Below are 17,270 nucleotides of genomic sequence, written 5' to 3'. Positions count from 1 at the left end.
CCGATTCCTCACTGGCGAGACTCCGATAGCGACTCGTACAGCTCCGCGATAGCGGCGGTGCCGGCGTCGGCGGTGCCACCGTGGTGACAGTGCGTCGTGTCGACCGCGAGTTCGGCGAGCCGGCCCACCGACTCGATTGCCGTCTCCATATCCTGCGTGTACTGCGGCTTCGGACCGGTGAACCCGTCGTCGTTGTTCAGGGCGTCGCCTGCGAGCAGGAACCGCTGGTCGGGGAAGTACAGCGAGCTGTGCCCGGGCGTGTGTCCGGGCGTCGCGACGACCTGCATCGGCCCGGCGGCGGTCCGGAACGTCTCACCGCCGACGAGTTCGAGGTCGACCGGGACCGGCGGGTAGCGGTCGCCGTCTTCAGGGGTCTTGACTGGCCATTCGCGGCCGTCGATGAATGGCGCCTCGTCCTCGTGGGCGACGACGATGAGGTCGGTCTCGGCTTCCAGTTCTGCGAGGCCCCCCGCGTGGTCGCCGTCGTGGTGGGTGAGCAGGACCATGGACACGTCGTCGAGGGCGATTCCGACCTCGTCGAGTTGGGCGCGAATCTGGTCTGTCGCGCCGGGGAGCCCCACGTCGACGAGCAGGACGCCGTGGTCGGTCTCGACCGCGGTCGGGTGAATCGTGAGGTCACGGCCGCCGACGCTGAACTCCAGTGCGAGCGGGTGGATGCCATCTGGTGTCATGTCACAAGGTGTGGTTCCCGGGAGAAAAACGATTGCGGCGTCAGTGGGTTCGGGCTACAGCCCGGCCGCGTCGAACGCCTGGTCCAGGTCGGCCGTGAGGTCGTCGACGTGCTCGATGCCCACGGAGACGCGGATGAGCCCGTCGGTGAGCCCTGCTTCGAGGCGCTCCTCGCGCGGGATGGCGGCGTGGGTCATCGCGGCCGGCTGCTCGATGAGGCTCTCGACGCCACCGAGGGACTCTGCGAGGGTGAACACCTGCGTCTCGGAGACGACGGTGCTGGCCTGTTCGAGCGTGCCGTCGACCTCGAAGCTGAGCATCCCACCGAAGTCGTCCATCTGCTCGGCGGCGATGTCGTGGCCGGGGTGGTCCTCGAGTCCGGGGTAGAACACCTCGGAGACGGCAGGGTGGTCGTCGAGCCACGCGGCGATGTCGCGGGCGTTGTCACAGTGGCGGTCCATCCGGACTGGGAGCGTCTTGGTCCCGCGAAGGACCAGGAAGCAGTCGTGCGGGCCGGGCGTCGCGCCCACCGAGTTCTGGTAGAAGCCGATTCGCTCGTCGAGGTCCTCGTCGTCGGTGATGAGTGCGCCGCCGACCACGTCGGAGTGGCCGCCGAGGTACTTGGTGAGCGAGTGGCTCACGATGTCGGCCCCGAGTTCGAGGGGGCGCTGGAGGTACGGAGTCGCGAACGTGTTGTCGATAGCACAGAGGGCGTCGTTGTCGTGGGCGACCTCGGCCGCGGCCTCGATGTCGACGATGGACATGAGCGGGTTCGTGGGGGTCTCCAGCCAGAGGAGTTCCGTGTTCTCCTGCATGGCGTCCGCGATGGCGTCGAGGTCGGTCATATCCACGAACGAGAACTCCAGGTCGTACTGCTCGTACACCTGGGTGAAGATGCGGTGGGTGCCGCCGTAGACGTCCTCGCCGGTGACGACGTGGTCGCCCGCTTCGAGCAGGTTGAGGACGGTGTTGATAGCGCCCATGCCGGAGGAGAAACAACGCCCGTACTCGCCGGATTCGAGGCTGGCGAGGTTGGCTTCGAGGTCGGTCCGCGTCGGGTTTCCAGTGCGGGAGTACTCGTAGCCGCGGTGCTCGCCCGGACCGTCCTGCTTGTAGGTGGAGTTCGCGTAGATGGGCGTCATGAGTGCCCCCGTCTCCTCGTCAGGTTCCTGGCCAGCGTGGATCGAGCGCGTCTCGATGCGGAAGTCCTCGTCTGTCATGGTCGGGACGACGACCGCCACCGGGGTTACTCTTGCGTTGCGAGGCCAGACCGACGCTGTCGGTCAGTCGGCGTCGGGTCCCGCCAGCAGGACCCCGACCTGCTTCCCGCTGACGACCTCGGGGATGATGACCTCGTCCGCACCCGCCCGCCGGGCGAGCGGTTCGTCCATCCGGTCGCCAACCCGGACCACCAGGTCGACCGACGGGGCGAGGTCGCTCGCCGTGATGACGATCTGGACGTTGACGTGCGAGTCGTCGATGGCCCCGATGGCGCTTTCGGCTCGCTCGATGCCAGCGTCGCGGAGTGTCGCCTCGTGGCGGGCGTCGCCCTCGATCGTGAGGAACCCGTCGTCTCTCGCCAGTCGGGCTTGCTCGTCTTGCGATTCGACCACGACCACCTCGCGCTCGCCCTCGGTCAGACTGGCCGCGACCGTCTTCCCGAACGTCCCGTACCCGCAGACGACGACGTGGTCCTCGAGTGCGTCGATGCTACGCTCCATCTGTAACTGCTGGAGTTCGTCTCGCATCTGCCCGCCGAACGCGGCCGAGAGGAACGTCTCGCCGATCCAGAGTCCGACGACGATGAGCGCGGAGACCACAACGACGGCGTACAGTTTGACAGCCTGTGCCGGCCCATCGTGTTGCATGAAGTAGAGTTCGATGCTCGACGGGTCGAGGAGCCAGAACAGCGCGTCGACGACGCCGACGCCACCCAGTGTACCGAACCCGGTGACCCCGAGGAAGACGACCGCGACGAAGGCGGCGACCGGCCGGAGCATCCGGCGCAAGAGCGGGCGACGAAGGACTGCAGCGAAGGGAAGTGGTGGCCGTCGCATTCACTGAACCGTCACTTCTCACGGGCTGGAACCGTCCGAACCGAGCGCGTCGGTCGACGCACCATCGAGTGCGAGCCGCATCTCCAGCTCGCCGGGGCCGGACGGCTCGGCCTCGAACCCGAACGACCGGTAGAGTCCGATGGCGGGCTCGTTCGAGCGCTCGACGTAGAGCCGGACCGTCGGCACGTCACGACGCCGGGCCATCGTGAGCACCTCGGTGAGGGCGGTGGTGCCGATGCCCGCGTTCCGGTAGTCCTGGTGGACGAAGATGGCGAGTTCGTGTGCGGCCTCCTCGGTCGGGACGAGGACGGCGTGGCCCACGATGCGACCACGGTAGCGGGCGACGGCGTGGAAGCCCGCGGAGAGGACGTCGAGCCAGTCGCGAATCCGCGACTCGCCCACCGGTGGAAGGCCGTGTGCAATCCCTGGCGGGTCGAACTCCTCGTACATCTCGACGAGGTCGTCGACGATGGGCGCTGACAGGGTCGGACACCGGTCGAGCGTGATGGTCCGGCCGAAGCTGTCACGGACCACCGAGTCCCGATCGGGCGTCTCGTCGGCCCAGCCGGGGGTCGCCGTGACAGAATTTTCCGCATCTCCGGAAGTTACTTCGGATTTTTGGCTACGAATATCCATGTTTTGTCTCTGATGGCAACTGACTGTCCACTGTATAAAGAACTTGCTAGTCGAAAATACTATTCTGTAATAGGTGTACCCGGGACATTGGAGACCGCCGACTGACCCACTCCTGTCGTGACTGACGGGCAGACAGCCACCTGTGGGCGCGACCGAACAACGTGCGTTTTATAATGGCGACGGGACAAGAGGGGCGTACGACTATGCCGAACTCGCACGGACCCCTCAAGAAGACACGGAACAAACTGAAGAACCACCCCCGAGAGCGCGGTACCTCGCCGCCGCAGCGTGCGATTCAGGATTTCGAGGAGGGCCAGAAGGTCCACCTCAAGATCGACCCCTCGGTCGCGAAGGGTCGTTTCCACCCGCGCTTCTCCGGCCAGACCGGTGAGGTCGTCGGGAAACAGGGCTCGGCGTTCCTCGTCGAGATCACGGACGGCGGCAAGAAAAAGAAGCTCATCTCCGCCCCGGCGCACCTGAAGGCCCAGAAGTAACCCCCATGACGATATTCAAGGAGAAGCTCGACGAGGAGTATCTCACCGTCTCCGAGACGAAGGAACTCCTCGCCGATATCGAAGCCGACCGGGCGCTCGACGAGGACCGCGAGATGCGCTACGAGCTGGCGCGTGCCATCGAGCACGTCAACCGCTTCACCGTGCTGAGCGTCGAGGACTCCCAGGCGCTCGTCGAGGACCTCCAGGAACTCGAGAAGGTCGACGAGGCGACCGCCTACAAGATCACCAACCTGCTCCCCCAGGACCGCACCGAGCTCCGGTCCCTGTACGCGCAGGAGCGGTACTCGCTCTCCGGCGACGAGCTCGACGAGATTCTGAACGTCGTCGCGCAGTACGTCTGAGCGAGTCGCGTCGGACCCAGTTCATCTCTCCTGTGAAATCGTGGCCCGTCACCGACCGGCGAGCGTCCGCTCCGCCCGGCGACGATTCTCACCGTGCTGCCCGACGCCCATCTTTTAAATACGCGGTCCCCCTATCATAGAGCTAGAATGACCGATTCCGAACGCGACGAGGAGCCGCCGGTCCAAGCCGTCGTTCTGGACATCTATCCGAACGGCCGGTCGAGTGGTGGGCGAGGAGGGTACGGCAACGACCCCCTCGCGTACGCCCTCGGAACGCGTGATTTCCGCCTGTTCGAGATGACCTTCGAGTCCACGCCGGACGTCAGCATCGACGACTACGTCGACGTGGACCCGCCGGCCGAGAACATCAAGCGGATACGAAACGTCGAGTACGACGACATCTCGAGCGGCGCGAAGTCCGAGCTGGAGTACGTCGTCGCCGAGGTCGTCGACGAGAACGAAGAGCGCTTCGTGAACTTCTACAACGACGCCCAACCCATCACGCTCCGTCTCCATCAGCTGAACCTGCTGCCGGGTATCGGGAAGAAACTGCGCAACTCCATCCTGGACCAGCGCAAACGAGAGCCGTTCCAGAGCTTCGAGGACCTCGAGGACCGCGTGGCCGGTCTCCACAACCCGAAGGAGGTACTGGTCGAGCGTATCATCGAGGAACTCCGGGACGACGACCTGAAGTACAAGACGTTCGTCGGGCGGAGAGACGAGTAGGCAGTTTTACCCTGTTCGGACTCGTAGCCGGCGCTAATCGATGAGAGACCCCGACGGACTGCTGTCGCGCGCCGGCGTGCGAGGCGACCCGAACCGCGACCAGCACTTCCTCGTAGACGACCGCGTCCTCGACCGGCTCCCCTCGTACCTGCCCGACGACGTGGACGCGAGCCACCTGCTGGAGATCGGTGCCGGGAACGGCGCGCTGACCGACCGCCTGCTCGAGCGCGGCGAGCACGTCACCGCCATCGAGCGCGACCACCACCTCGTGGAGTTCCTCGAGGGCGAGTTCGCCGACGAGATCGCCGAGGGACGCCTCGACGTGGTCGACGGCGACGCCCTGCAGGTCGAACTGCCCGATTTCACGGCCTGCGTCTCGAACCTGCCCTACGGGGTGTCCAGCCAGATAACCTTCCGCCTGCTCCCGCTCGGCAAACCGCTCGTGTTGATGTTCCAGAAGGAGTTCGCCGAGCGGATGGTCGCCGAGGCCGGCAGCGACGACTACGGGCGGCTCTCGGTCTCGACCCAGCACTACGCCGACGTCGAGATCGTCGAGACCATCCCGAAAGAGGCGTTCTCGCCGCCGCCAGCGGTCGAGAGCGCGGTCGTCCGCTGTCTCCCCCGGGACCCCGACTACGAGGTCGAGGACGAGCAGTTCTTCCTCGACTTCGTGAAGGCGGTGTTCACGCAGCGTCGGAAGACCATGCGCAACGCCATCCGCAACACGGCCCACATCTCGGGGCTGGACGACGCGGACGCGGTGGTCGACGCCGCCGACGAGGAGCTCATGAGCAAGCGCGCCGGGAACCTCGACCCGGCGACGTTCGCGGCGCTCGCAACACTGGCGGCCGACGTCGGCCGTGATGTGACCGATGGCTGAGCCGGGCTTCTGGGACGCGGCGGCGAAGCAGGTGAACTCGCTGTCCGGCATGGTCGACAGTACGCTCCTGAAGCTGCTGGTGACCATCGCCGCGGTCGGCCTGATGGCGGGCATCGGGTACGTCACGAACCGGGTGCAGGACCGCCTCCGGGACGATTTCGGCGACGCGGTCGCGGACGTGCTGACGGTGCTCGTCATCACGGTGACGTTCGGCGGGGCCGCGACCGTCGTCGTCGGGCTGTGGGGGTCGGCGGACGAAGTGATCATCGCGATGCGTGGGCTTCCCATCAACCAGAGCGACGGCCCGCGCATCGCCATCACGGTCGTCGTCGCCCTGACCATCCACATCCTCTCACGGGTGCTGAAACGGGTGCTCCAGGACTTCCTCGGCTCGACCAGGGCCCTGTCGGACCACCAGCGGCGGATGACCTACCGGGTTGCCCAGGTCGTCCTCTGGACGGTCGGGCTCATCGTCATCCTCGGCGTCTGGAACGTCGAGTTGACCGGGCTACTCGTCGGGGCCGGGTTCGCCGGTATCGTCGTCGGGATGGCGGCTCGCCAGACCCTCGGTGCGGTGCTCGCTGGCTTCGTGTTGATGCTGGCCCGCCCGTTCGAGATCGGTGACTGGGTCCAGATCGGGGACAGCGAAGGAATCGTCACCGACATCTCCATCTTCAACACGCGCGTCCAGACGTTCGACGGCGAATACGTGATGATACCCAACGACATCGTCAGCGGCGAGCGCGTGGTGAACCGGTCCCGGAAGGGCCGGCTCCGGCTCGAAGTCGAGGTCGGTGTCGATTACGATAGCGACGTCGAGCACGCCGTCGAGGTGGCGAAGGAGTCGCTTCGCGACGAGGACGAGATCCTGACGGTCCCGACGCCACAGGTCATCGTGAAGCGGTTCGCGGACTCCGCGGTGATTCTCGGTGCCCGCTTCTGGATCGACAAACCGAGTGCCCGCCGGAAGTGGCGTGCACGGACCGCGGTCGTCACCGGGCTGAAGCGGGCGTTCGAGGCCGAAGAGATCAAGATTCCCTTCCCGCAGCGCGAACTCTCCGGGCGGGCAGAGGCCGGTGGCTTCCAGGTCACCGGCGAGACGGCCGAGGTCGGGGACCCCGCAGAAGCCGCGGCCGATGGCGGGGACGGCTCGGACGGAGGTGGCTCGTAGATGCCGAAGGACCTCGCGGAGCGCCGGGGTGTCGAGACCGAGGTGTACCAGCCCGCGGAGGACTCGCACCTGCTGGCGGAGTCAGCCTGTGCCGATATCGAGGGTGAGCGTGTGCTGGAGGTCGGCACGGGGTCCGGCTACGTCGCCGAGCGCATCGCGGCCGAGACCGGGGCCGACGTGGTGGCCTCGGACCTGAACCCACACGCGTGCGAGCAAGCGCGCGAGCGGTCGGAACACGGGGTCGCGGTCGTGCAGGCCGACCTCGTCTCCCCCTTCCGTGACGGTGCCTTCGACGCGGTGGTGTTCAACCCGCCGTACCTGCCCGAGGACGCGGCAGCCGCCCGCGACGACTGGATGGAGGTCGCACTGACCGGCGGTAAGGACGGGCGCGCGATCATCGACCCGTTCCTCGATTCCGTCGGGCGGGTGCTTGCTCCCGGCGGCGCGGTGTACCTGCTCGTCTCGAGTTTGACCGGCGTCGACGAGGTCGTCGACCGGGCCGCGGACAATGGGTTCAGCGCCGTCGCCCTACGCGACGAGTCGTTCCCGTTCGAGACGCTCACCGTGTTGAAGCTCGTTCTATAACCGCTGCGCATTTGCGGAGTTCGAAAATATTAAAGCACCGCATTTCCAAGCAGCAGGTACGAATGACAGAACTCGTCTCTACGACACTGGGACTGTTCCCGCTCCCAGACTGGGCGAAAGCGGACCTTTCCGACCTCAAGGGCCATCAGAAGCACGACCTCATCTCCGGCGACGAAGGCGCGGAGATCCAGGGCGTGTACGACACCGCTCGCGAGGAGGTCGTCTCGGCGCAGGTCGACGCCGGCCTCGACCTCGTCGGCGAGGGGCAGCTCCGCTGGGACGACATGCTCGCGCACCCGCTGACGGTACACGACAGCGTCGAGACGCGCGGCATCGTCCGCTACTACGACAACAACAACTTCTACCGCGAGCCGGTCGTCCAGGACGAACTCACGTTCGACGGCGACGTGGCCGCCGAACTCGAAGCAACGTCCAAACTCGTCGACGGCGACCTCCAGGCCGTCCTCCCCGGCCCGTACTCGCTCGCAGACCTCGCGACCGACGAGTACTACAACGACGAGACGGAGTTCCTCCACGCCGTCGCGGACTTCCTCGCCGGCGAGGCCGACGCCTTCCCAGACGTCGAGACGTTGTTCCTGCTCGAACCCTCGCTCGTCGAGAACGCACCCGGTGAGGGCCTCGACGCGGAGGTCCCCGACGCCGTGACGACCGTCGCGAACGCCGTGGATGCGGAGGTCGTCGTCCAGCCCTACTGGGGCGCGCTGGAGGAGAAGGTCCATGCGCACCTGCTGGACGCCGAGGTCGACGCCATCGGCTACGACTTCGTCAGCGACCACGAGCAGAACATCTACAACCTGCAGGAGTACGGCACGAAGTCGGACATCTCGCTCGGCCTGCTCGACGGCCAGAACACGCTCGTCGAAGAGCCGGAGGCCGTCACCGAGCGCGTCGACTGGGTGTACGACAACCTGCCCGTCGCCGAGTTCGACACCACCTACGTGACGCCGAACACCGAACTGTTCTACCTGCCCTACGCGAAGTACGAAGACAAACTCGACGCCGTCGCCGAGGCCGTTGCCCTCGCCGACGTGGAGGTGACAGCATGAGCCAGAACCCCAACAGAGACCAGTTCAAGCCCGAGGACCACCCGAACGACCACTTCATCCTGACGACCGTCGTCGGCTCCTACGCCAAGCCCAAGTGGCTCAACCGCGCGAAAGAGCAGTACGAGGACCCCGACTCGAAGTTCGACGAGGACGACTGGCAGGAGGCCAAGGACGACGCCTCCCGCCTCATCACCGACGAGCACGAGCGCGCCGGCCTCGACGTCGTCGTCGACGGCGAGATGCGCCGCACCGAGATGGTCGAGTTCTTCGCCCACCGCATCGAGGGCTACGAGTTCAACGGCCCCGTCAAGGTGTGGGGCCACAACTACTTCGACAAGCCCTCTGTCGTCTCCGAGGTCGAGTACGACGAGTCCTGGCTGGTCGACGAGTACGAGTTCACCGCCGAGGTGTCCGACGCGCCGGTCAAGGTACCCATCACCGGCCCGTACACGCTCGCCAACTGGTCGTTCAACGAGGCCTACGACGACGACGAGGCGCTCGCGTACGACCTCGCCGATCTCGTGAACGAGGAGATCGAGAAGCTGGTCGACGCTGGCGCGCGCTACATCCAGATAGACGAGCCCGCGCTCGCGACTACGCCGGACGACCACGCCATCGTCGGCGAGTGTCTCGAACGCATCGCCGACAACATCCCCGAGGACGTGCGCATCGGCCTGCACGTCTGCTACGGTGACTACTCGCGCATCTACCCCGAGATTCTGGACTACCCCGTCGAGGAGTTCGACCTCGAACTCTGCAACGGCGACTACGACCAGCTCGACGTCTTCACCGACGACGAGTTCACGAAGGACCTCGCCCTGGGCGTGGTCGACGCCCACGTCGCCGAGGTCGAGTCCGTCGAGGAGATCAAGCGCAACATCCGCAAGGGCCTCGAAGTGGTTCCGCCGGAGCGCCTTATCGTCTCGCCCGACTGCGGCCTGAAGCTCCTGCCCCGCGAGGTCGCCTACGAGAAGATGGTCAACCTCGTGAAGGCCACGCGAGAGATCGAAGCCGAACTCGACGCCGGCGAAATCGACGTGCCCGCGGCGGAGCCGACCGCCCAGGCCGACGACTGAGCGGGAGTCTCCCTATTCCTTCGTCGCCTTCAGCGAGAACTGGAGCGGTAGCTCCACCGCCGCGTCCTCCGGGAGCCACCACCGACCCGCTTCGTCCTGCTCCATGTCCTCGTACCGCCGCCAGGTCGTCCACGGGTGCTCGTGGAGGAACTCGATCCGGAGGCCGCGGCTCGCCAGCGCGGTGACCACCTCGCCGAGGGGGTGTGCCCACTCGAACTGCTCGGTGTGCTCGAACTCGGCGTCGCTCGCGTAACTCCCCTGCACGTCGAACCGGACCGCCTCGCCCGGGAAGTACGGGAACGCGAGTTCGGCCGTGTCGCCGGAAACGTTCTCCAGCATGCCGGCGACCGGGTGGCCGTCGGCGATGTAGAAGGTGCCCCCAGGGGCGAGGTGACGCTCGACGGTGTCTGCCCACGCGTCGAGGTCGTCAAGCCAGCAGAGCACGCCGTAGGACGTGAACACGACGTCGAACTCGCGCTCGAGGTCGAGGGCCAGCACGTTGGCCTGCACGAACTCGGCGCGGTCGGCCAGGCCCGCCTCATCTGCGAGTTCACGGGCCGTCTCGACCGCTTGCGTCGAGAAATCCACGCCGACAACCTCCGCCCCCTCGCGGGCCCACGAGAGCGTGTCCATGCCGAAGTGACACTGGAGATGGAGCAACGAGGTGCCGTCGCCGACGTCCTCGCCGAGTTCCTCGCGCTCGAGCGGCCAGAGCGAGGACTCGCCCGCGAGGAAGCCATCGACGTCGTAGTACTCGGTCTCGGGGTGGACCGCGGCGCGTTCGTCCCAGTTGCGTCGGTTCGCCTCCTGGTAGTCGTCCATATCGGAATCCCATGCGCCGCGGACAAAGGTCTTGTCACGGGAGCGGGCGGGGCGGCCTCAGGTCGCCCGCGGGAGGGTGATTCGAACCACGGTCCCCTGCGGGTCGTTCTCCGCGAACTCGATGTCGCCGCCGGCGGAGCGAATCGTCCAGTTGACCAGCCAGAGCCCGAGCCCGGAACCGTGTTCCAGCGGCGTCTCCTCCCCGCTCTCGAGGACCCGGAGTTCGTCGGGGGGATACCTGGGCCGGTGTCCGTGACCGTGATCGTCACCGACTGGCCGGCTGATTCGACACCCACCGCGACCGACGGATGCGGGTCGTCGTTGTGTTCGACCGCGTTCTCGACGAGTTCGAACAGTGCCCACTCGAGTGTCGTGTGCGCGAGGACCGCCTCGGACGTGCTCGTCGGGGTGGAGACGGACGCGTCGGGATAGCGCTCCTCGAGGCGTTCGACCGCACGGCCGATGGTCGTGCTGACGTCGATATCGCAGCGTTCGACCTCAACGTCGTCGAGGGCGCGCTCGACGTACCGGGCCCGGTCGGACCAGTCGACGAGCTGGTCTGCCGCGTCGAGCAACGCGGTGAGATGGGGGATGCCCGCGTCGGAGACGGTCGGTTCGAGGAGGTCACCGTGGCCGATGATGAGGTTCGTCTCGTGGCGGACGTTGTGCCGGAGCACTCGATTGAGCACGTTGAGCCGCTGTTCGCGCAGCACCCGCTCGGTCACGTCGTGGAGGGTGAGCAGCCGGCCGACGAGCAGGTCGCCGGCGCGGTACATCGGCTCGGATTCGACGGTGAAGTAGCGCTCGCGTCCGCCGTCGTCCTCCAGGAGGAGCTTGCGCGTCTCGTCGGCCTCGGCGACCGTCGCCAGGTCCTCGTCGATGGCCGTCAGTCGGCTGCCGACCGGGTCGGCGACATCGAGCACCTCGTCTGCGGCCTGGTTGGTCTCGGTGATGCGTCCCTCGGAATCGAGGACGATGACGCCGGCGGCCATGCGCTCGACGACCGCGTCGGCCGCGACCGTCGGCGAGACGGGCAGGACGGCGAACAATCTGTGACCGAACAGGGCCGTGCTGAACGCGACCATCGAGACGGCGAACGCGATGGGCCCGGTGTTCAGTCCGTCGACCAGACGGACGTCGAACAACGTCGAGACCGTTCCGAGCCAGGGCACGGCCACCCCGACGAGCACGGCACTGGTGCGGCCCCGGTAGAGCTGTGGGACGCCGACCGCGAGCCGAAGGAGGATGGCCGAACCGAGGAGCACCACCAGGTAGACGTAGCCGACCGTCGCCCAGTAGGCGGGCCCGTGGGCGAGTTCCCACGTCGCCAGGCCAGGACCCGCCGGCTGGAACGATTCGACGGTCCGGAACCACCCGTGGAGGTCGTTGGTGAAGATGAGGAAGAGCGTGACGAGGGGCTGGACCGCGAGCAGGCCGACCAGCCGACTGGAGAGACGGTCGTGTCGCCCCGTGTACCCGAGGGTGAACAGCAACCACGCTGGCGTGACGAGCAGGATTCCGACCCACTCGACGTTCGCCAGCAGGACGTAGGTCTCCAGGTCGGTCGCCGCGATGCGGAGTCCGTGGATGCCCGTCCAGCTGGCGATTCCAAGCGTCATCCCGGCGAACGGGAGCGCCCCGGGTACCGCACGCTCTCGGAGGGCGTACGCCGCGAGCGTGACCATCACGGTGGCGATGGCGAGCAACATCGCCGTGAATGGATTTGCGAGGAACATCGAAGCTGGACGGACAGCCTCGATAGCTGTCGTTGTGAGGATATTTCAGTACGGCTACTTGGCTCTATTTGCCGCTCAGATGATAGCTCTCGCGAGCGCGCCGAACACGGGCAGGGCGATGCCGAGTGCGACCGGTAGCAGGGCGAGTGGGCCGAGCCCTGCAAAGCTGTCGAGCGCCTGGTCGAGCCCCAGCTCCGCGAGGAACCCGAGGACGACCAGGCCCCCGAAGGCGACGCTGACCCCGACGCCCCGACGGGTCGTGCGCTGTGGAAGCGCCACGAGCGCCCCGGCGACGAGCAGCCCGAGCCAGTGGAACCAGGTGAGACTCACCCCGACGACGACGGCCGCCACCGTGGCGAGTCGCCGCCGACGGTCGTCCTCACGCAGGGCAGCGAGCGAGTATCGGCCGCTCATCGTGACCTCTCCTCGAACCGCAGGTCGGTGCCCTCGGGTGTCGTTCGGGGCATCGGTTTGTACTCGCCGTCGGCCCACAGTCGCAACTGGTCGGCGTAGCTGTCCGAGAAGTAGTCGCCCGAGTTCCCCCCGGGGAGGACTGCCCTGGACTCGCCGTCGAAGGTGGAGACCATCCGCCAGCTCGCACCCGTAGACTCCTCGCTGTGGAAGTTCCGGACCGTGCCGGGCGAGCCTGCAGTCCGCAGATTCTGGTAGTTGAGGAAGTCCTGGTCGAAGGGATGGGTGAACTGGACGCGGTTCCAGTCGCCGTAGTCGTCCCAGCCCTCGTCGATTATCTCCTCGGTCGCCCGTCGCATCGCGAACGCGGCGGCGACCTGTAATCCGTCGTCTCCGTCGAACCACCGGCCGTCCGAATCGTTCAGTGAGAGCGTGCCGAGTACCCAGTCGTTCGGCTCCGGGAAGTCTTCGGGGAGCCCGGCGTCGGCCAGGTGCTCCTCGCCGAAGCGTCTCCGAAAGACGCGCAGCCAGCGCTCGAACACCAGTGCACCGACCGAATCCGGTGTCATCTTGCCGTCCCAGTCCGCCAGCACCTCGTAAGGGTCGTAGCCGAGGCGCGTGTAGTCTTTCCCGTCCTTGCTCTTGCCAGCCTCGATGATTGGCCTGAACAGGTCCCACCGCGGGTCGTACGTGTCCAGTTGCACCTCGCGCAAGAACTCGGGGTCCATCGGCTGGTCGCTCTCGGCACGCTCGTCCAGCAGGTCGTAGATGCGCCCACCGCGGAACGGCGGGGCGTACCCCTCCGAGAGGTAGTGGTCGGGCTCGTTCGTGAGGCGTTGATTTGCGGTCGCGAGGTAGTCGGGGTTCTCGACACCCGGCTTCTCCTCGAAGGGGACGAACCCCTCCCACGACGAGGTGCCGTAGGGTGTGTAGCCGTCGCCCCACTCGCCCTCCCTCGCGGAGCCGTCGAAGATGCGCGTGCCCTGGACGACCTCGCCGTCGGTGGTTCGGATGGGAATCTGGCCCGTGACCCAGTAGTAGGTGTTCCCGTCGCGGTCGGCGTAGACGAAGTTCTGCGTGGGTTCGTCGAACAGCCGGATGGCTTCTCTCGCGTCGGCCATGCCGTCGGCGAAGTTCAATCGTCGGACCGCCTCGACGGTCCGGGTCGCCGAGAGCCCGGTCCAGGCGACCCCGAGTCCGTCCGCGACGGCCAGTTCGTCGCCATCGGGAAACTGCGAGAGGACCGCGCCGTGGACCGACCGTTTCACCGTCACCTCGCGGTCCTCGCCGTCCGCAACCTCGACGGTCTCGGTCCGCGACTCGAACTCGCGCGTCTCGTCGCCGTACCGGTAGCCGCCGTTTTGGGTCGTCTCGTAACTGTAGAAGTCGATGACGTCCGCACCGGTGTTCGTAAAGCCCCACGCCCCGGCGTGGTTCTGGCCGATGATGACGAACGGGACACCCGGGAAGCACACCCCGCGGACGTCGAGTGGGTCCGGCCCGACGACGTGCTGTTCGTACCACACCGGCGGCACGGTCAGGTTCAGGTGCGGGTCGTTGGCGAGTATCGGGTCGCCCGAGGCGGTCTGCTCGCCGGAGACCACCCAGGAGTTCGAGCCGATGCCCGGTCGCGTCTCGAACTCGGCCAGCCAGGAGACCATGCCCGCCTCGGGAACCGCGGCATCCGTGTGCTGGGTGGATTCCGGTGGCTCACCGCCACGGATGATGGGGTCGTCGTGTCCCATGAGCCGCGGGTACAGCTCCTCGGTGGTCTCGGCACCGAGTTTCTCCCTGGCGAGTGCCTTCCGAAGCGTCCGGAAGGTCCCCGTGAGTCCCCAGGAGATCTGCTTCGAGATGAGCAGCGACGCCTGTGGGGTCCACTCGTCCGGTTCGTACTCCAGCAGCCGGTACTCCAGCGGTTTCGACTCCTGCTCGCGAGCCGCGTTCACCCCGTCGACGTACGCCTGGACCACCTCGCCCGTCTCCGTCTCCTTCGTCCGCTCCCAGGTGGCGTCCGCCGCCGCCGCGAAGTCCATCTGGCGGTGGAAGACGTCCGAGTCGACCGCCCGGTCGCCGAACACCGCCGAGAGCCGACCCTCCATCAGTCTGCGGTAGAGGTCCAGTTGGAAAAGCCGGTCCGCGCCGTGGCAGTAGCCGACCGCGAAGTACGCCGCCCGCTCGGTGTCGGCCTCGACGTGGGGGACGTGGTCGTCGTCGTAGGTGACTTCGGCAGGGCCGTAGGGACTCTCGACGGTCCCGTCGACGCCGGACCCCGCTGCCCCCCACACCGACCCTGACCCCGGCGCGAACCGGTCGAGGTAGCTCCGGGCCTCCGTGAGCGTCATGCCGCCGACGCCCGCCCCGAGGACCGCGGTCAGGAGGGCACGGCGGGTCGTCTCCGTGTTCACTAGCCACACACAAACGAGGCGAATATTTATAGTTTGTTTCCGCGCCGTCACGACGACACGAGTCCTGCTGCTACTCGGGTGGAGAAAACGGAAGAACCGCAACGCGTTATTCGTAGAGCCAGGTCGCGTCGACCTGCTCGTACTCGACGAGTTCCGCTTCGTCGAAGAAGAGGTCGATCTCGCGCTCGTTGGAGCCCGGGTCCTCGTGGTCGGAGCCGTGGATGACGTTCCGACCGAGGTCGAGACCGAAGTCACCGCGGATGGTGCCCGGCGCGGAGTCGGCCGGGTCGGTCTCGCCCATCATGCCGCGGACCTGGCGGATGGCGTCCTGGCCCTCCCAGACCATCGCCATCACGGGACCGGACGTGATGAAGTCGACGAGGCCGTCGAAGAACGGCTTGTCAGCGTGCTCGCCGTAGTGTTCCTCGGCGAGCTCCTGGTCGATCTGCATGAACTTCGCGCCGACCAGCTTCAGACCGCGGTCCTCGAAGCGAGAGATGATCTCGCCGATGAGGCCGCGCTGGACGCCGTCCGGCTTGACCATGACGAACGTCCGCTCGTGGTCGTCGCTCATTCTTCAGATTCCTCCTCGACTGTTTCCTGGGGGGCACCGCCTTCTTTCGTCCACTCCAGGTCGCGGGGCTCGCGACCGAGGTCCGCGTTCTTCTCGCACTTCGCGGAGCAGTAGTGGACGGTCGTGCCGTCCACGTGGACGAACATCGTGCCCGTGCCAGGGACGATATCGTCACCGCAGTACTCGCAGTCACGTGTTCGAACCATTATTGTCCTCCGATGGAGTCGGCCTCGCGGGCGGTCTCGCGCAGCTGCAAGACGTCGCCCTCACGGACGGGGCCGAGGCAGTTTCGCGTGATGATGCGACCCTGGTTTTCCCCCTCGCGGATGCGGCACTTGACCTGCATGGCTTCGCCGTGCATGCCGGTCTTACCGACGATCTCGATGACTTCCGCGGAGGTGGAGCCGTCTGTAGACTCTTCGGCACTCATGGATTACCTCTACAGGTCCTCGACCTTGGTGGCGATGTCCTCGACGTCGCTCGAGGCGTCACCAGCGTCGACGATGGCGGCGGCCGCGCTGCCGACTTCGAGGCCGGCCGCGTGGCCGACGTCGTCCTGGGTCTCGATGAAGACGACCGGGATGCCCTTCTCGTTGGCGAGCTCGGGAAGGTGCATGACGATCTCCTCGGGGGAGACGTCCTCTGCGACGTAGACGACCGAGGCGTTGCCGCGCTCGACGGCCTTGGTGGTCTCGTTGGTTCCTTTCTTTACGCTACCTGTGTCTCGTGCGACCTCGAGGGCCTCGAGGGCGTCCTCTTGGAGGTCGGCTGGGATCTCTTTGTTGACGTAGACTGGCATGGTTGTTCACCTACTCCCACGCGTGGGCTCGCGCTCCCCTGCCTTCGTGAGGGAGAACCCCCACTGACCGCCGGCTGGGAAGTCGGCGGCCGGATTCCTGTGTGGCTAGGAGCATCATCAACCCCGCGTAGGGCGTATCTCGTTTGTACTGGGCCACCCCTTATAAGGGTGTTCAAACGTCCGCAGGCGTGCGAAAACGCCGCATACGGGAGAGGCGCATCCAGCGGTCGACGGCAGGCGCTCACCGGGGGATGGTCGTCCCTGGTTGCATGCGAGAGATACCGGAGAAGAAGACGGTCAGCGTGCGAACGAGAAGGGGTCCGGGATGATTCCCATCGCGAACCACAGGTCGTTGTGGCCGTATCCGTCGATCTCCACTATCTGGTCGTCCTCGAACCGGGCGGTGTAGAGGAGTTCGCAGCTGAACTGTTCGCCGGTCGGTTCGAACACGAGTTCCTCCCCGTCGATGGACAGCCGCCATTCGTTCTCGAACGTCCCCGTCCGGGTCGTCCGGACGACGACGACGTCGCCGTCGACGTGGATGCTATCGACCGTCTCGCTGACGTCCGGAACCGCGTCGTGGAACCGGAGGATGCGGTCGGCGAGTTCGCTCGGCCCGAACGATCTGGTCGGGTCGGACATGAGGACGCAGTTCTTCGAGAAGTGCTCGTAGAACACGGTCGGGTCCCCACGGTCGTGGCCGTCCTCGACGAGACAGCGGGTGATGCGTTCGTATTCGGTGCTGGTCAGATGTTCTTGCCCCCCAGGCATGGGTG

General features: G+C 66.4%; 20 protein-coding genes and 1 pseudogene. 8 read left to right on the top strand and 13 right to left on the bottom strand.

Translation table 11 applies throughout. The features are described from left to right. Positions 1-8: 8 nt before the first annotated feature. From N6C22_RS11795 to N6C22_RS11780, 4 genes are all read right to left on the bottom strand, one after another. Positions 9-692: an MBL fold metallo-hydrolase gene (locus N6C22_RS11795; protein ID WP_261651307.1), complete on the bottom strand. Its 684-nt coding sequence runs from the start codon at positions 690-692 to the stop codon at positions 9-11. A 54-nt stretch (positions 693-746) separates the two neighbouring features. Then, positions 747-1,910, bottom strand: a complete 1,164-nt coding sequence (locus N6C22_RS11790; RefSeq protein ID WP_261651306.1) for a cystathionine gamma-synthase — start codon at positions 1,908-1,910, stop codon at positions 747-749. A 63-nt stretch (positions 1,911-1,973) separates the two neighbouring features. Continuing rightward, positions 1,974-2,747 (bottom strand): TrkA family potassium uptake protein, encoded by a 774-nt coding sequence (locus tag N6C22_RS11785; protein WP_261651305.1) that lies wholly within the window; start codon positions 2,745-2,747, stop codon positions 1,974-1,976. Between the two features lie 18 nt (positions 2,748-2,765). Next, on the bottom strand, positions 2,766-3,281 hold the full coding sequence (locus tag N6C22_RS11780; protein ID WP_261651304.1) for a GNAT family N-acetyltransferase: 516 nt from the start codon (positions 3,279-3,281) through the stop codon (positions 2,766-2,768). Positions 3,282-3,586: 305 nt separating this feature from the next. On the opposite strand from N6C22_RS11780, the gene N6C22_RS11775 reads away from it, so the two are divergent. From N6C22_RS11775 to N6C22_RS11740, 8 genes are all read left to right on the top strand, one after another. Then, positions 3,587-3,877, top strand: a complete 291-nt coding sequence (locus N6C22_RS11775) for a 50S ribosomal protein L21e (protein ID WP_261651303.1) — start codon at positions 3,587-3,589, stop codon at positions 3,875-3,877. Positions 3,878-3,882: 5 nt separating this feature from the next. Then, the gene (locus tag N6C22_RS11770; RefSeq protein WP_261651302.1) at positions 3,883-4,239 is read left to right on the top strand and encodes an RNA polymerase Rpb4 family protein; all 357 of its coding nucleotides are present in this window, start codon (positions 3,883-3,885) and stop codon (positions 4,237-4,239) included. A gap of 147 nt (positions 4,240-4,386) precedes the next feature. After that, positions 4,387-4,965 carry a DUF655 domain-containing protein gene (locus N6C22_RS11765; RefSeq protein WP_261651301.1) on the top strand — a complete coding sequence of 193 codons (579 nt, stop codon included), beginning with the start codon at positions 4,387-4,389 and terminating at the stop codon, positions 4,963-4,965. A 40-nt stretch (positions 4,966-5,005) separates the two neighbouring features. After that, entirely contained in the window at positions 5,006-5,845 is an 840-nt protein-coding gene (locus N6C22_RS11760) for a 16S ribosomal RNA methyltransferase A (RefSeq protein WP_261651300.1), read from the top strand. Continuing rightward, positions 5,838-7,016, top strand: coding sequence for a mechanosensitive ion channel family protein (locus N6C22_RS11755; RefSeq protein ID WP_261651299.1), 1,179 nt, complete (start codon positions 5,838-5,840; stop codon positions 7,014-7,016). Before N6C22_RS11760 ends, N6C22_RS11755 begins: the two co-directional genes overlap by 8 nt. After that, entirely contained in the window at positions 7,017-7,601 is a 585-nt protein-coding gene (locus N6C22_RS11750) for a HemK2/MTQ2 family protein methyltransferase (RefSeq protein WP_261651298.1), read from the top strand. It abuts the gene before it with no gap. A 62-nt stretch (positions 7,602-7,663) separates the two neighbouring features. Then, complete coding sequence (locus N6C22_RS11745) at positions 7,664-8,668, top strand: 5-methyltetrahydropteroyltriglutamate--homocysteine methyltransferase (protein ID WP_261651297.1); 1,005 nt, start codon at positions 7,664-7,666, stop codon at positions 8,666-8,668. Then, on the top strand, positions 8,665-9,744 hold the full coding sequence (locus N6C22_RS11740) for a methionine synthase (RefSeq protein WP_261651296.1): 1,080 nt from the start codon (positions 8,665-8,667) through the stop codon (positions 9,742-9,744). The genes N6C22_RS11745 and N6C22_RS11740 overlap by 4 nt, the downstream gene beginning before the upstream one ends. 12 nt (positions 9,745-9,756) lie before the next feature. Here N6C22_RS11740 and N6C22_RS11735 read toward each other — a convergent pair whose 3' ends face one another. The 9 genes and pseudogenes from N6C22_RS11735 to N6C22_RS11695 form a co-directional block, all read right to left on the bottom strand. Then, positions 9,757-10,566, bottom strand: a complete 810-nt coding sequence (locus N6C22_RS11735; RefSeq protein ID WP_261651295.1) for a bifunctional 2-polyprenyl-6-hydroxyphenol methylase/3-demethylubiquinol 3-O-methyltransferase UbiG — start codon at positions 10,564-10,566, stop codon at positions 9,757-9,759. Between the two features lie 227 nt (positions 10,567-10,793). Then, positions 10,794-12,251, bottom strand: a pseudogene (locus N6C22_RS21200) (histidine kinase N-terminal 7TM domain-containing protein); the annotation flags it as partial. 126 nt (positions 12,252-12,377) lie between these two features. Continuing rightward, positions 12,378-12,716, bottom strand: coding sequence for a hypothetical protein (locus N6C22_RS11725; protein WP_261651293.1), 339 nt, complete (start codon positions 12,714-12,716; stop codon positions 12,378-12,380). Then, positions 12,713-15,121: a penicillin acylase family protein gene (locus tag N6C22_RS11720; RefSeq protein WP_261651292.1), complete on the bottom strand. Its 2,409-nt coding sequence runs from the start codon at positions 15,119-15,121 to the stop codon at positions 12,713-12,715. Before N6C22_RS11720 ends, N6C22_RS11725 begins: the two co-directional genes overlap by 4 nt. Positions 15,122-15,227: 106 nt before the next feature. Continuing rightward, on the bottom strand, positions 15,228-15,695 hold the full coding sequence (gene ndk / locus N6C22_RS11715) for a nucleoside-diphosphate kinase (protein ID WP_261651291.1): 468 nt from the start codon (positions 15,693-15,695) through the stop codon (positions 15,228-15,230). Continuing rightward, complete coding sequence (locus tag N6C22_RS11710; protein WP_261651290.1) at positions 15,692-15,901, bottom strand: 50S ribosomal protein L24e; 210 nt, start codon at positions 15,899-15,901, stop codon at positions 15,692-15,694. The genes ndk and N6C22_RS11710 overlap by 4 nt, the downstream gene beginning before the upstream one ends. Beyond that, positions 15,901-16,125 (bottom strand): 30S ribosomal protein S28e, encoded by a 225-nt coding sequence (locus N6C22_RS11705; protein ID WP_261651289.1) that lies wholly within the window; start codon positions 16,123-16,125, stop codon positions 15,901-15,903. Before N6C22_RS11705 ends, N6C22_RS11710 begins: the two co-directional genes overlap by 1 nt. 9 nt (positions 16,126-16,134) lie before the next feature. After that, a complete protein-coding gene (rpl7ae, locus tag N6C22_RS11700; protein ID WP_261651288.1) occupies positions 16,135-16,494 on the bottom strand; it encodes a 50S ribosomal protein L7Ae in 360 nt (119 codons plus the stop codon). Positions 16,495-16,791: 297 nt separating this feature from the next. Next, positions 16,792-17,265: an ester cyclase gene (locus tag N6C22_RS11695; RefSeq protein WP_261651287.1), complete on the bottom strand. Its 474-nt coding sequence runs from the start codon at positions 17,263-17,265 to the stop codon at positions 16,792-16,794. Positions 17,266-17,270 lie beyond the last annotated feature (5 nt).

Source organism: Haloarchaeobius sp. HME9146, assembly GCF_025399835.1.
In the GTDB taxonomy this organism is placed as follows: domain Archaea; phylum Halobacteriota; class Halobacteria; order Halobacteriales; family Natrialbaceae; genus Haloarchaeobius.
The sequence above is the reverse complement of the archived record's forward strand: the minus strand, read 5'-3'. Positions and strand labels throughout refer to the sequence as shown.

Bases quoted from the DNA above. Each gene is read 5' to 3' on its own strand.
- N6C22_RS11795 (WP_261651307.1), bottom strand. From the start codon at position 692: ATGACACCAGATGGCATCCACCCGCTCGCACTGGAGTTCAGCGTCGGC.
- N6C22_RS11790 (WP_261651306.1), bottom strand. From the start codon at position 1,910: ATGACAGACGAGGACTTCCGCATCGAGACGCGCTCGATCCACGCTGGC.
- N6C22_RS11785 (WP_261651305.1), bottom strand. From the start codon at position 2,747: ATGCGACGGCCACCACTTCCCTTCGCTGCAGTCCTTCGTCGCCCGCTC.
- N6C22_RS11775 (WP_261651303.1), top strand. From the start codon at position 3,587: ATGCCGAACTCGCACGGACCCCTCAAGAAGACACGGAACAAACTGAAG.
- N6C22_RS11770 (WP_261651302.1), top strand. From the start codon at position 3,883: ATGACGATATTCAAGGAGAAGCTCGACGAGGAGTATCTCACCGTCTCC.
- N6C22_RS11765 (WP_261651301.1), top strand. From the start codon at position 4,387: ATGACCGATTCCGAACGCGACGAGGAGCCGCCGGTCCAAGCCGTCGTT.
- N6C22_RS11760 (WP_261651300.1), top strand. From the start codon at position 5,006: ATGAGAGACCCCGACGGACTGCTGTCGCGCGCCGGCGTGCGAGGCGAC.
- N6C22_RS11755 (WP_261651299.1), top strand. From the start codon at position 5,838: ATGGCTGAGCCGGGCTTCTGGGACGCGGCGGCGAAGCAGGTGAACTCG.
- N6C22_RS11750 (WP_261651298.1), top strand. From the start codon at position 7,017: ATGCCGAAGGACCTCGCGGAGCGCCGGGGTGTCGAGACCGAGGTGTAC.
- N6C22_RS11745 (WP_261651297.1), top strand. From the start codon at position 7,664: ATGACAGAACTCGTCTCTACGACACTGGGACTGTTCCCGCTCCCAGAC.
- N6C22_RS11740 (WP_261651296.1), top strand. From the start codon at position 8,665: ATGAGCCAGAACCCCAACAGAGACCAGTTCAAGCCCGAGGACCACCCG.
- N6C22_RS11735 (WP_261651295.1), bottom strand. From the start codon at position 10,566: ATGGACGACTACCAGGAGGCGAACCGACGCAACTGGGACGAACGCGCC.
- N6C22_RS11725 (WP_261651293.1), bottom strand. From the start codon at position 12,716: ATGAGCGGCCGATACTCGCTCGCTGCCCTGCGTGAGGACGACCGTCGG.
- ndk (WP_261651291.1), bottom strand. From the start codon at position 15,695: ATGAGCGACGACCACGAGCGGACGTTCGTCATGGTCAAGCCGGACGGC.
- N6C22_RS11710 (WP_261651290.1), bottom strand. From the start codon at position 15,901: ATGGTTCGAACACGTGACTGCGAGTACTGCGGTGACGATATCGTCCCT.
- N6C22_RS11705 (WP_261651289.1), bottom strand. From the start codon at position 16,125: ATGAGTGCCGAAGAGTCTACAGACGGCTCCACCTCCGCGGAAGTCATC.
- rpl7ae (WP_261651288.1), bottom strand. From the start codon at position 16,494: ATGCCAGTCTACGTCAACAAAGAGATCCCAGCCGACCTCCAAGAGGAC.
- N6C22_RS11695 (WP_261651287.1), bottom strand. From the start codon at position 17,265: ATGCCTGGGGGGCAAGAACATCTGACCAGCACCGAATACGAACGCATC.